9 protein-coding genes are annotated in these 13195 nt (G+C 36.2%); 1 reads left to right on the top strand and 8 read right to left on the bottom strand.

Annotated features, from left to right (window positions below):
- Positions 1–268 precede the first annotated feature (268 nt).
- Together AC0INN_RS20940 and AC0INN_RS20935 are read right to left on the bottom strand one after the other, a co-directional pair.
- Complete coding sequence (locus AC0INN_RS20940; protein ID WP_273649638.1) at positions 269–3187, bottom strand: reprolysin-like metallopeptidase; 2919 nt, start codon at positions 3185–3187, stop codon at positions 269–271.
- A gap of 275 nt (positions 3188–3462) precedes the next feature.
- Complete coding sequence (locus AC0INN_RS20935) at positions 3463–5481, bottom strand: M43 family zinc metalloprotease (protein ID WP_273649640.1); 2019 nt, start codon at positions 5479–5481, stop codon at positions 3463–3465.
- Between the two features lie 98 nt (positions 5482–5579).
- Here AC0INN_RS20935 and AC0INN_RS20930 point away from each other — a divergent pair, with 98 nt between their 5' ends.
- Complete coding sequence (locus AC0INN_RS20930) at positions 5580–6023, top strand: hypothetical protein (protein ID WP_273649642.1); 444 nt, start codon at positions 5580–5582, stop codon at positions 6021–6023.
- Positions 6024–6053: 30 nt separating this feature from the next.
- On the opposite strand, the gene AC0INN_RS20925 is transcribed toward AC0INN_RS20930, so the two are convergent.
- From AC0INN_RS20925 to AC0INN_RS20900, 6 genes are all read right to left on the bottom strand, one after another.
- Complete coding sequence (locus AC0INN_RS20925) at positions 6054–6713, bottom strand: DUF6048 family protein (protein ID WP_273649644.1); 660 nt, start codon at positions 6711–6713, stop codon at positions 6054–6056.
- Positions 6679–7158, bottom strand: coding sequence for a DUF6452 family protein (locus AC0INN_RS20920; protein ID WP_172280742.1), 480 nt, complete (start codon positions 7156–7158; stop codon positions 6679–6681). Before AC0INN_RS20920 ends, AC0INN_RS20925 begins: the two co-directional genes overlap by 35 nt.
- 29 nt (positions 7159–7187) lie before the next feature.
- Positions 7188–8594 carry a 23S rRNA (uracil(1939)-C(5))-methyltransferase RlmD gene (gene rlmD / locus AC0INN_RS20915; RefSeq protein ID WP_273649648.1) on the bottom strand — a complete coding sequence of 469 codons (1407 nt, stop codon included), beginning with the start codon at positions 8592–8594 and terminating at the stop codon, positions 7188–7190.
- A 115-nt stretch (positions 8595–8709) separates the two neighbouring features.
- Positions 8710–10251 (bottom strand): TlpA family protein disulfide reductase, encoded by a 1542-nt coding sequence (locus AC0INN_RS20910; protein ID WP_172280745.1) that lies wholly within the window; start codon positions 10249–10251, stop codon positions 8710–8712.
- A gap of 137 nt (positions 10252–10388) precedes the next feature.
- Complete coding sequence (locus AC0INN_RS20905; RefSeq protein ID WP_172280747.1) at positions 10389–11156, bottom strand: succinate dehydrogenase/fumarate reductase iron-sulfur subunit; 768 nt, start codon at positions 11154–11156, stop codon at positions 10389–10391.
- A 24-nt stretch (positions 11157–11180) separates the two neighbouring features.
- Positions 11181–13193 carry a fumarate reductase/succinate dehydrogenase flavoprotein subunit gene (locus AC0INN_RS20900; protein WP_172280749.1) on the bottom strand — a complete coding sequence of 671 codons (2013 nt, stop codon included), beginning with the start codon at positions 13191–13193 and terminating at the stop codon, positions 11181–11183.
- Between the last annotated feature and the right edge of the window lie 2 nt (positions 13194–13195).

Below are 13195 nucleotides of genomic sequence, written 5' to 3'. Positions count from 1 at the left end.
ATACAACTAAAAGACTAACTAATTAGTTAAAAAATAACATATTTTTTAAAGATAAAAAATCATATTTAAAAAAATACAAAACACATCATTTTAACAACAATTAACACAAAAGACTTTTATATCACCAGGTAATCATAAAAAACCAACATCCATACAAAAACCCCTATACTGTAAAATATAGGGGTTAAATATTTTAATATAAAATTAATTAAACAAATTCAGTGATTATTATTAATAATATTCAAAAATAAAAATCACCTTTCATTATTTATTTTTTTATAAACTTGAGACTTTCTGAAATAGTATTATCTTTTATTGAAATGATATAAGCTCCTTTCAACAATTCAGCTACCCTTACCTGGTTATTGGTAATTACACCGCTTTTCACAAGCTGTCCAACCGCATTATGAATCTCAAAATTTGCCTTGTTGGAAACCTTAGTAATATTCAACACATCATTCGCCGGATTAGGATAGATCTGGATCCCTTCATTTTTGACGTAAGATTCTGAAGTTCCGAGATTAGATGTTACCATCACATTGTAATCTTCAACTTCTCCATAAGAAAAAGTTCCGCAGGTATTAGCCGCCCCCAATGAAGCCCCGGCACTTGTTGAATAACGAAGGATAACCCTCATTCTTAAAGCCTGGCCTGTTACCGCAGACTGTGGAACTGTAAATGATCCGGTAACAGGAGCAGATATAGCAGCTACTGGGAAATTAAGAACCTTTTCAGAGTCTTCAAACGCTCCATTTCTGTTATAATCTATCCATGCTGCAACTGCATCAGTATCAGGATCACCGATAGTTACAGAAATCGGATAAGTACTGCCTTTAACCAAATTGATCTGTAAAGCAGGGTTAGTTGTATAGTTGGTATAAGAACTTGCCAGAGACGAATTGTTTATATTAGCAACCGTTACATTAGAAATATACTCATATGTAGAATCATTTGCAGAAGAAGTACAATATGCTAAATTTTGTGTTGTGAAGTTTGTGGATGCTGAATAAGTTCCTGTTGTACCACTACAAACAGTAGCCACCTGTACTTCATAAGCTGTACCATCTATCAAACCATTCAATGTAGTATAAGGAGTAGTTACATCCACCGATGTCCATACTGTTTCAGACACCTTCTTGTAACGAAGCTTATATGTAGCTCCAACAACTGGCTGCCACGCAACATCCGCAGAATTTGCTGTAATATTAGAAACAACAATATTAATTGGTGCCGCACTCGTACAAGGAGCAAGAGTAGTAACCATGATTGATTTAACGGCATAAAAAACGTTTCCTATTGCTGAAATTCTTAATTTAATAGTTTGTCCGTTCAGAGCAGAAGGTAAAGTAACGTTTTCTGAACCGTCATTTGGTGTAGTGGCAGCAAGCACTGTCCATGTAGCCCCGTTATCAGTTGTATAATCGATCTTCACATTGGCAACACTATAAGGAGCCGCAGTCGTATTGGCAGCATCCCATTCTAAAGATGAAGCTCCGCCACCGTTAAGATACAAAGTATTAACCTTAAACGGACCGGTATTACCCACGATAATCGTTTGATCGGCGTATTGCGTCTGCTGCTGATTAGCCGCAGGGTTATTATCTCTTACCGTTACTGTAAATTTCGTTGTTCTTGGCACCATGGAAACAGATTCCCATTGGTTATTTGAGTTATTAAGAACCCCTGATAACACCGAGGATAATTTAGGGAAATATCTTGTAGGACTTGTCGTAGGAACTACAGATCTGAATGAAGCTCCGGTAGTAGTAGTCCCCAGATTATTCTTATTAATGGTAACACTTGCATTATCCATTTCTTCCCAGGTATATGTTAAGGGATCATTTTCAGCATCTGTAGCAGAAGCTGTTAAAACGAATGCTGTCCCTTTAGGAATATTATATGTAGGTAAAACTGCAATTACTGGAGGGTTGTTAGCAACCGTAGTTTCCACATCACAGGTTTTAGCTATTAAATTAGCCTGCACCTGTTTGATTGTTGCAATATGAAAATATGCATCAGAATGAGGCTGAACATCAGTATTCGGACCTGTAATCCCGGCATACCCCATAATAGTGGTCCCTGAACCTGGCTCTACATTGACACCTGTTCCTTCAAGACCGTGCGAGAATGTATGATTTCCACCTAACTGATGCCCCATTTCGTGAGCAACATAATCAATATCAAAAGAATCTCCCTGCGGAACATTATTAGCAGGTGAAGTAATTCCGGAACCTTTACCTTCCGGTTCTGCCGTTGTAGGATCTATACAAACACATCCTATACATCCTGCATTTCCTCCTCCTCCGGAAGCACCAAATAAGTGTCCGATATCATAATTAGCATTGCCTACCACCGAAGTCAGTGTATTTTGAAGCTGTAAATTCCAGTTCCCCATCTGAGCTGCAGGAGAATATGGGTCTGTTGCAGGATCTGCATAGATAAGAACAGGATAACTTAATACATTTAAATGCAAAGCAAAATCTTTTTCAAAAACACCATTTACCCTTGTCATTGTTGCATTAATCTGGGCAAGCGCCTGAGGAACCCCTCCGAAATACTGAGTATATTCTCCGGTCACAGACATAGCCAATCTCATCGTTCTGTATTTCTTATCAGAAGATTTAGAGAATGAAGTAGGCTGATGGGCAAAGGATTTCCCTTCCTTCAACAATTCTTTAATCTGTTGCTGAGAAACAGCACTTTCTTTTGTTGAACAAACAAAAGCTCCCTCTTTTTTTGTTTTCGGATGTACACCATATACTGTTTTATCAGCATTTACAGCATCAATGAATTCGTATTGCCCATCCTGTATAATCATCGCCTGAAAATCATTAGGAGCCACAGAAAATCTTAAATATTTACCCGGATCATCCATGCTTACCCCAACATAAGACCCCAGCTGGTATTGCTCTGCAAATTCTTTTGTCATTACAGGGAAACTATACACCGCAAATCTTTCGATCTTTCCTTTCAAAGTAGGCAGTAAAATCTCTACCGGTTTAGAATTAGTACCCATTTCCTGAGCACCTCTAAGTTGTGTTTTAATTTTCTCGAGATCCAGCTTATAGTAATTTCTCACATTAGTGGATTCAAGTTTGTCACTTCTTTCAAATTTAGTTGGAGTCCATTGCGCAAAAGCTGAAACCCCAATTAAACTACAAAATAAAGTAGAAAATAGTTTTTTCATAAATTAATATCTTTTTAAAAATTTGGTTAAACAAAAATATGAAACCAATACATATTTATACTACAAAACATCAATAAAATCAAAAAATTATTTATACTTATAAACTATTAAATGAAAATATCAGGATATTATTGAATTTTTAATAAACCATTCAATCCATAATAAAATCAGTCCTATAAAGCAATTGGAAATCATAATTCACAAAAGCAATTGTTAAATTATAAGTAAAAAAAATACCTCAGTAAACTGAGGTATTTTCTATTGTTCTATTGAATCTATTTTTTAATAAACTTAATTCTTTCTGAAACAGCATTATCTTTTATTGAAATGACATACGCGCCTTTCACCAATTCAGCTACTCTTATCTGATTGTTGGTTATAATACCACTCTTTACAAGTTGCCCAACAGCATTATGAATTTCAAAATTGGCCTTATTGGAAACTTTAGTAATGTTCAATACATCATTTACCGGATTAGGATACACTTGAATTCCACTGTTTTTAATGTTAGATTCTGATGTTCCCAGTACCTGTACTTTTAAAGATCTGCTTTGCGTTGAAGCAAAATGAGATCCGGAAAGAAGGGTTGTTCCTGATAAAGACTTAATATTGTAATATCCTCCATACGGATAGAATCCATCACCAAATTCATCATTAACTGTTAATGTATAACACTCACCAGGACTTAAGGTCCAGTTAAATGTCTTCAGGGCAGGAAGAGCTCCCGTTGATGAATCAGTATAAGGACCTCCACTCTCCACAGTAGCCCCTGAGCTATTCTTTAAAGTCCAGCTTGTTTCAGAACCATATTGATCCAACTGAAGATTAAATACAACATTAGCGTCAGCTCTCACTACAGCTCCCAGATAATTTACTGTGATATTACTGTTAGATGCTCTTTGATCCGTAGTACCATTTACTGATGTTACATTGATATTCATTTGACCACCTAATACATTAGCATCCATTGGTAGTGTAATTATCTGGTATTTATCCTGAGCAAGATTTCCCGACCAGTTGTATGTTTTCGAATTACCATTTACAGAGTAAGTAATTACCGCAGATGTTAATGGGCTTGTTCCTCTATTATATAAAGATATTTTTGGATTTTGAACTGCTGTAGTAGCACAGGTTGCTGTAGCACATTCTCTTTCAAGCTTTACTTCTGCATCATTTGGAAATAAAGGAATTGGCTGATCTGCAATTGAAGTCTTCAGCTCCATTCTTCTTGGAGAATTATTCATTACGGCAGTAATTCTATCTTTTTGATTGATTGTAAAGATATTCATACAGGTATCATTCGTATAATCCATATAGTTCTGAACCATTTCGAATACAGAAGGATTGGTACAACTTGCGATTGCAGGATTACAAGTATAATTGGATGTATGAGCTGTAGGAGTATCTGCACAGAAATCATCACCACAATTTGCATCCCCCCAGATATGTCTTAGACCTAAGAAATGCCCTACTTCATGTGTCATCGTTCTCCCTTTATCATAAGGAGCCCCAAGAAGGAATGTATTATTTACATTATAATCGCTGCTTCCAAATGTTGCATAATTAGCCACAACACCATCTGAATAAGCTTCACCTCCCTGTACATTCAAGCCAGGTAGTCCTGACGAAGAAGGGAACTGCGCATATCCTAACAAGGTATTATCACTAAATTTCACACTCCACATATTCATGTATTTGGTAGGATCCCAAATAGTTGCAGGCTTTACAAAAGTTTCGATATCAGCTCTTGCCCATGAAGCCTGACATAAGTTAATTCTATCAATACCATTCGTAGGATTTCCATTTGGATCTACCTTAGCCAAAGCAAACTGGATTTGCACGTCTGCCCCCACTGCATTATTATTAAAACCAGGAGTTCCCGCAAGTCTACGGTAATCGTTATTCATTACGGTAATTTGAGAAATAACCTGCTCATCAACTATATTAGGAGCAACTCCCAGATTCTGACCATTATGGATAACATGCACCACAACAGGAATTGTAATTATATTACCATTTTGGGATTTATTAGCTTTAGCATTTTGAACCAATGGAGCCAACCATGCTTCAAATTGGTCAGCATTCATTCTGCCAGGGAATTTTGCCTGCAAATAGTTCTCATACTCTACTGTAGAGCATCTTTCAAAACCATGGGATTGTGTAAGTTCTTCAGAAGATTTGCTTACAAAGTCCGCTTTCTTTTTAACAGCTCCATTTTTGCTCTGAGCGCTTAAAGCAACCGTAGCAAATAGAGGTAATAAAAAAAGAAATTTCAAAGTAGTAGATTTTTTCATTCTATAAATTTCTATAAGATTCGCAAATATATCAGTTTAGATTAATATATTTAACTATATTTAACTATATTTAAATAAATAAAATAAAAAAATACAAAATGAAAAAAATTATCATATTATTATTCTCAATAACAACATCTATTTTTGGAAGTTGTCACTCTCAAAAAAGCACAGAAAACAAGCATGTTATAAAGAATAATCAGAAAAACGATCTGGAAAAAATTGAATTAATAGAACAAACGCGAGGTACCGATAGAAAAATAACTTTTACCTCAGATTCTATAGTAACGTATCTGAATGGAGAATCAAAGATCACAAAATCAAATGATACACAATGGACAAGCATTGTAAAACAAACCAATTCATTGAATCTGGATAAACTATCTTCCTATACCGCTCCAACAACAGGTCGCTTTTCGGATAGTGCTTTATCTTCAGTAATCATTATTACCTATAAGGGGAAAATATATCAATCTTCCGGATTCGATGCCGGAGCACCTCCAAAAGAACTGGAAGCTCTTTATCTGCTGCTAAAAAAATAAACCTGAAGAAAACTTCAGGTTCAGATATTTTTAAAATTTATAGGCTATATTCCAGGAGAACCCCATATTGAATTTGGACGAACTCCTTCCAAATCCAGGGACAATCATGGGCTGTATATCGTCCTGTTTGGTTGTAAATACCATATATTTAGGCTGGAGGTTGACATCAATATAAAAATTGGATTCAAATAACTGTACTCTTCCTCCTATCACTCCTTCAAGCCAATAAGAAGATTGGGTAGAAGACGGAAAAGCTACAGAAGAATTACTACCTCCAAACCCCCGGACAGGCACAGCCATATACTCCTGAGTATAAAATGATCCTGCTGCCTTTCCTCCGGCATAAAAACCATTAAACTCATTCTCCGGATCCTGGGCTAACATGTAAAAAGCTCCCAGCTTAACAAATGGACCATTCACTTTAGCGTCATATCCGTTTTTCTGGTATACATTTTTTTCAAAACCAGCTTCTGCAATTGCATGTACATTTCCGTTTATTTTGGAAGATATAAAACCTTGGTACAGTTTTCTATCCGAAAAAAAGGCACTCCCAGTATTGAGAAGATCCAAACCAACCATAAAATTTGGTTCATATTTCCATTTTTCTTTTTTTTCCACAGACTTTTTCTGCTGAGCAAATCCAAGCAGGCTTATGCTAAAAAAGAAGGTAAAGATTAGTTTTGTCTTCATTCTCTATATTATTTTGTCCTATTTCAACTTTCTTTACCGGATTGCTCGGTGTTGGTGAATCAGAGTTCAGGTTTTCATATGTTTTTTTCAATCCACATCCTGGAGATACATATGTAGATTTAGTGGTATAACTTATCCTTACCTTTGACTCAGTCCCTTTGTCCGCTAACCGGAAATATACGTCTGTATAAGGGGAGTCGTCAACCCTTAATGGAATGAGTCTTGAACTTATTTTTTGCTGTTTTCCCAACTGCACTTTTCCGTTTCCATAATCTACGGCTACGTAAAGAGAGTCTAATGTTATGATTTTGTCATTATCTGCATTTTTAAAAGCAATTTTAATTCGTGGCGTACCTTCACCACTCTCACAGATATCATCATCTCCGCCACAGGAGCAAAGCATTCCCAACATCAGGGTTAATAAGAGAAATTTAAAATATTTCATAATAATATTTAAACTCAAATTTAGGTAAATTATTTCTTTATCAGCAATGCAATATTCTCCACATGGTGGGTTTGCGGAAACATATCCACAGGTAATATCTTAACAACCTTATATTGATCTTTCATCAACGCAAGATCTCTTGCCTGGGTAGCTGAATTACAGCTTACATAAACCACTTTTTCAGGGGAAAGCTTTAATATTTGTTCTACCACTTTCTGATGCATTCCGTCTCTCGGAGGATCAGTAATCAACACATCCGCCTTTGGATGATTTTCGAGAAATTCATCATTAAAGACATTCTTCATATCCCCACAATAGAATGTACAATTCGTAAGACCATTGAGTTCAGCATGTTCAATAGCTGCATCAATAGCCTCCTGAACAGATTCTATACCTATCACCTGCTTCGCCTTTCTGGCCACATACTGTGCAATAGTACCTGTTCCCGTATAGAGATCATAAACTACTTCATCTCCTTTCAGATCTGCAAATTCCAATGTCTTTCTATATAACTCTAATGCCTGCTTATAGTTGGTTTGAAAAAAAGATTTAGGCCCGATTTTAAATTTCAGCCCATCCATCTCTTCCATTAAAAATCCTTCTCCGGAGTAAACATTAATATCCAAATCGTAAATCGAATCATTTTGTTTTGGATTAATTGCATACACCAATGTTTTGATCTGTGGAAACTGACTCAATAAAAATTCAAAAAGCTTCTCTCTGTTTTCAGTTTCTTCCCTGTATAACTGAAACAAGACCATCCATTCTCCCTGGGAATTCTGCCTCATCATCAGAGTTCTTAAAAAACCTTCCTGATTTTTTACATCAAAAAAGTCCAAACCATTTTCAACAGCATAATTTTTTACGGCTAAACGAATTGCATTGGACGGGTCTTCTTGAAGAAAACATTCTTTCAGGTCTAAAATCTTGCTCCACATTCCCGGAATATGAAATCCTAAAGCATCTTTATTTCCAAAATTTTCTTCGGAACTGATTTCGTACTGAGTAAGCCATCTTGCATTGGAAAAAGAAAACTCCATTTTATTTCTATAATAATATTGCTCTTCAGCACCCAGAATTGGCAACGTTTCAAAGTTCTCTATTCCTCCTATTCTCTTAATATTATTATATACCTCTTCCTGTTTAAAATCCAGTTGCTTTTCATAGCTCATATTTTGCCACTTGCATCCTCCACAAGTACCAAAATGAATACACTTTGGATCTACTCTGTACGGAGAACTTTCCACAACTTCTACAGCCTCTGCTTCGTAATACTTAGACTTCGATTTCTTCACCCTTGCATTTACCACATCTCCCGGAATAGCTCCTGAAACCAATACCGTTTTGCCTTCTTCCGTTCTACCTATGGCAACTCCTTTTGCTCCGGCTGCTATTAATCTTATATTTTCAAGAATAATATTCTTCTTCTTTTTCATCCGTAATTTCTATTTTTTCTATCTGTTCTAATGTAACCTTACGGTTTCATTTTGCAAAAATACAATAAAAAAAACCTTATCCTAGGACAAGGTTTTTCATGTATGTTAAAGTTTACTATTTTGTTGGAGCCGGTTGAGGATTCGCAGGTTGCGGATTTACTTGCTGAGCAGAAGGATCAGCTCCCAAACCAGGTTGTAATTGTACATTCGGATTAACTTTTGGCGCAGAAAGTCCGGTTAATTTATCCAGTATCGTTACCAATTCAGGTTCTCCAAGATTTACAAAAGATCTGCTGGCAATTTTACCGTCTTTATCAATAATTACAAAACAAGGTAACTTGAATCCATAAACACCGTATTTTTTAGCAATATCAGAGTTGAGTCCCCCATCACCATAAACATTCGTTCCTGGAATTCCTTTCAATAAAGAATTGCTTGTTTTTACAAACTGATCTTTTGTATCGTCAACATTTACAAATACAAAATTCATTTTTGATTTATAGAAATTAACAACTTCTTTTAGTACCGGTACAGCAGCTTCACTGATATACGGATTCCATGAAGCATAGAAAAACAGCATATAAGGTTTTCCTTTATTTTCAGAAAGCTTATAGGATTTTCCATCTTGCTTTATTAAAGTGGCATCTGGCGCTACTTCTCCGATTTTAACCCCATTTACAGCTATCTGAATCTTATTAAGGTCGTTTTTAATGGTTGCATCTTTGATATCCTCATCAATAATCTTCTTGATTTTATCCGTCACCTTTGCCGGTGATCCAGGATGGATATCAGACTGAGCCATAACAAATGCTAATAGATAGTCTTTCGTAGTTTGAGAAATATCCTTTTTTGTTTTTAAATACTGAGCAAATAATTCAGAAGTAGTGATGTCTGTTTTATTTTTGCTGTTGGCTTCAGCATATTTTTGAAAATCAGGACTCATTTTAGCCAATAAGTATTGTCTGTAGTAAGGATTTTCCTTTATCATAACATCCTTATTTTCCTGAAGTTTATTTTCATAATCAGTGAAAGTCTTACTGGCTTTAAAAGATGGATTTCCGGGCGTTTGGCCTTGTCTCATTTCATACTGATTGATGATGGACAACAAAGTGCTGGAAAGATCATTCTTCTTCCAATTCACTACCTCGCTGTCAGGACTAAATTTTTTAACGTTTTCCTCAATATTATTATTGATATCCTTTTCAACTTTCTGAATACCCTGCAGAAATCCCTTTTCATCTTTCATCATCAGCTCATTCATATTAACTGTTTGAGCGTAATTGGTAAGATATTTTTGAGTTGCCGTGAAGAAATCATTATTCTTTTTTGCATCACCTGTAATTACATAATCATTCGGAAAATTCATTCCGCTACCTGAAATGTTAAGTGTTTGCCCTCCTTTTAGATATACCAGATTTTGTTTTCCGGCGTAGGAAATAAGATACATCCCGTTTTTTGGAGCCTCAAAACTCCCTGAGAATGTTCCGTCATTTTTCACTCCAATGTTTGCCAACGGTAATGTAGCAACTCCTGAAGCTTCAATGAACTCTATTCTTTCCAATGGAGATCCACCTGTGATTTTTCCTTTTACTTCAACTTTTTTAGAGCAAGACATTACAAATATTGCAATGATAAACAATAAAAGATATTTTTTCATTTTGATTTTTATAATTAAACAAAAATAGGTTTTTCAGTATTACTAAATACAATTTAATAGTACTTTTTATGAAAGATTTAACTAAAAAAATCGCCATCCTATAAGGAGACGATTTTTTCTATTTACTTTAGCTGGTGTTATCCTTTATCTACCAGTGCTGCCATATATTCTCTGTTCATTCGTGCAATGTTTTCCAGAGAAATTCCTTTAGGACATTCTACTTCACAAGCACCTGTATTTGAACAGTTACCAAATCCTTCTTCATCCATAGCCTGCACCATGTTAAGAACTCTTCTTTTCGCCTCAACTCTACCCTGAGGAAGTAAGGCAAACTGAGAAACTTTAGCTCCAACAAATAACATCGCAGAACCATTTTTACATGTAGCAACACAAGCTCCGCAACCAATACATGCTGCAGCATCCATTGCTTTGTCCGCATCATCCTTAGGAACAAGGATTGCATTAGCATCCAATGTGTTTCCTGAAGTATTCACAGAAATGAATCCACCTGCAGCCATTACTCTGTCAAATGCACTTCTGTCTACCATTAAGTCTTTAATTACCGGGAAAGCGGCACTTCTCCATGGCTCAATAACGATTGTTTCACCGTCTTTAAACATTCTCATGTGAAGCTGGCAAGTTGTGATACCTGTATCAGGTCCATGCGCTCTACCATTGATATAAAGAGAACACATTCCGCAGATTCCTTCACGGCAATCGTGATCGAATGCGATCGGTTCTTTTCCTTCGTTAATTAAATTTTCATTAAGGATATCCAACATTTCTAAGAATGAAGAATCTGTTGATACATCCGATATTTTATAGGTCTCAAACTGACCTTTGGTTTTATTATTTTTTTGTCTCCAAATTTTCAGCGTAAGATGTAAGCCTTTTTTTGCACTCATAATTTTATATTTATAGGTTGGAGATTATTTGTAGCTTCTAGTTTTAACCTCAATGTTTTCATATATCAGGTCTTCTTTATGCAGAATTTCATTATTGATATCTGCTCCCTGATATTCCCAGGCTCCAACGTATTTGTAGTTTACGTCATCTCTTTCAGCCTCTCCATCCGGAGTTGAGTGATCTTCACGGAAATGTCCTCCACAAGATTCGTTTCTATGTAATGCATCGATAGCCATTAACTGTCCAAGCTCTAAGAAATCAGCTACTCTGAAAGCTTTTTCAAGCTCAGTATTCATTCCTTCTCCTTCTCCCGGAACCTTTACATTTTTCCAGAAATCGTTTCTTACTTCTTCAATTTCTTTTATCGCTTCTCTTAAACCTTCAGGAGTCCTTCCCATTCCTACTTTGTTCCACATAATGTTTCCTAGTTGCTTGTGGAAATGGTCTACAGAGTGGGTTCCTTTATTATTTAAGAAGAAATCTATTTTCTCTTTAATTCCTTTTTCAGCTTCTTCAAATGCTCCTGTATTCGTAGGAATAGCTCCTGTTCTGATATCAGCAGAAAGATAATCTGCAATGGTATAAGGAAGAACGAAATATCCGTCCGCAAGACCTTGCATTAATGCTGATGCTCCAAGTCTGTTTGCTCCGTGATCAGAAAAGTTAGCCTCACCAATTACGAAACATCCAGGAATTGTTGACTGAAGATTATAATCTACCCAGATTCCCCCCATTGTATAATGTACCGCAGGATAAATTTTCATCGGTGTCTTATAAGGATCATCTGCGGTAATTTTTTCGTACATAACGAATAGGTTACCATATTTTTCCTCCACCCATTTTTTTCCTAAATCATAAAGCTGCTGATCTGTAGGATTATGAATATGCTTTTCAATTGCTGCTTCTCTACCTTTCTTCATGATCTCTGTAGAGAAATCAAGATAAACACCTTCTTTGGTATCATTATTTTCGATTCCATAACCAGCATCACATCTTTCTTTAGCAGCTCTAGACGCAACGTCTCTAGGTACTAAGTTACCAAATGCAGGATATCTTCTTTCTAAATAATAATCTCTGTCTTCTTCTTTTATATTTTCAGGTCTTAATTTACCTTCTCTGATTGCAACAGAATCCTCTATCTTTTTAGGAACCCAGATTCTTCCTGAGTTTCTCAAAGATTCGGACATCAAAGTTAATTTAGACTGTTGTGTTCCATGAACAGGAATACACGTCGGGTGAATCTGTACATAACAAGGATTTGCGAAATACGCTCCTTTCTTATGAATTTTCCATGCTGCGGAAACGTTTGAACCCATTGCATTAGTGGAAAGGAAATAAACATTTCCGTATCCTCCAGATGCAATAACCACTGCGTGAGCAGAATGTCTTTCAATTTCTCCGGTAACAAGGTTTCTGGCAATAATACCTCTGGCTTTTCCGTCTACAATAACAAGGTCCAGCATCTCATGACGGTTGTACATTTTGATTCTACCTTTACCGATCTGACGGCTCATTGCAGAATAAGCACCTAACAATAACTGTTGTCCTGTTTGCCCTTTTGCATAAAATGTTCTTTTTACCTGAACACCACCAAATGAACGGTTGTCTAACTGGCCACCGTAATCTCTCCCAAAAGGTACTCCTTGAGAAACACACTGGTCAATAATATTGGCAGATACTTCAGCCAATCTGTATACATTAGCCTCTCTAGCTCTGTAGTCACCACCTTTGATAGTGTCATAGAATAATCTATAGGTAGAGTCACCATCACCCTGGTAATTCTTTGCTGCGTTAATACCTCCCTGCGCTGCAATAGAGTGTGCTCTTCTTGGAGAATCCTGGTAGCAGAATGCCTTTACATTATATCCCTGCTCTGCTAAAGTAGCAGCTGCAGAACCTCCGGCCAAACCAGTACCTACAACAATAATATCAATCTTATCTCTGTTGTTTGGTGCAACAAGGTTCATATGGTCTTTATGATGCTTCCATTTATCCTTAAGAGGACCTGCTGGAATTTTTGAATCTAATTTACTCATAC

The sequence above is a fragment of the Chryseobacterium subflavum genome (assembly GCF_055762745.1).
Note: the sequence above shows the minus strand (reverse complement) of the source record. Positions and strands in the feature narration are given on the sequence as shown.

What these genes read in the sequence shown, in the direction of transcription:
- AC0INN_RS20940 (WP_273649638.1), bottom strand. Translation starts at nt 3,187, where the DNA reads ATGAAAAAACTATTTTCTACTTTATTTTGTAGTTTAATTGGGGTTTCA.
- AC0INN_RS20935 (WP_273649640.1), bottom strand. Translation starts at nt 5,481, where the DNA reads ATGAAAAAATCTACTACTTTGAAATTTCTTTTTTTATTACCTCTATTT.
- AC0INN_RS20930 (WP_273649642.1), top strand. Translation starts at nt 5,580, where the DNA reads ATGAAAAAAATTATCATATTATTATTCTCAATAACAACATCTATTTTT.
- AC0INN_RS20925 (WP_273649644.1), bottom strand. Translation starts at nt 6,713, where the DNA reads ATGAAGACAAAACTAATCTTTACCTTCTTTTTTAGCATAAGCCTGCTT.
- AC0INN_RS20920 (WP_172280742.1), bottom strand. Translation starts at nt 7,158, where the DNA reads ATGAAATATTTTAAATTTCTCTTATTAACCCTGATGTTGGGAATGCTT.
- rlmD (WP_273649648.1), bottom strand. Translation starts at nt 8,594, where the DNA reads ATGAAAAAGAAGAAGAATATTATTCTTGAAAATATAAGATTAATAGCA.
- AC0INN_RS20910 (WP_172280745.1), bottom strand. Translation starts at nt 10,251, where the DNA reads ATGAAAAAATATCTTTTATTGTTTATCATTGCAATATTTGTAATGTCT.
- AC0INN_RS20905 (WP_172280747.1), bottom strand. Translation starts at nt 11,156, where the DNA reads ATGAGTGCAAAAAAAGGCTTACATCTTACGCTGAAAATTTGGAGACAA.
- AC0INN_RS20900 (WP_172280749.1), bottom strand. Translation starts at nt 13,193, where the DNA reads ATGAGTAAATTAGATTCAAAAATTCCAGCAGGTCCTCTTAAGGATAAA.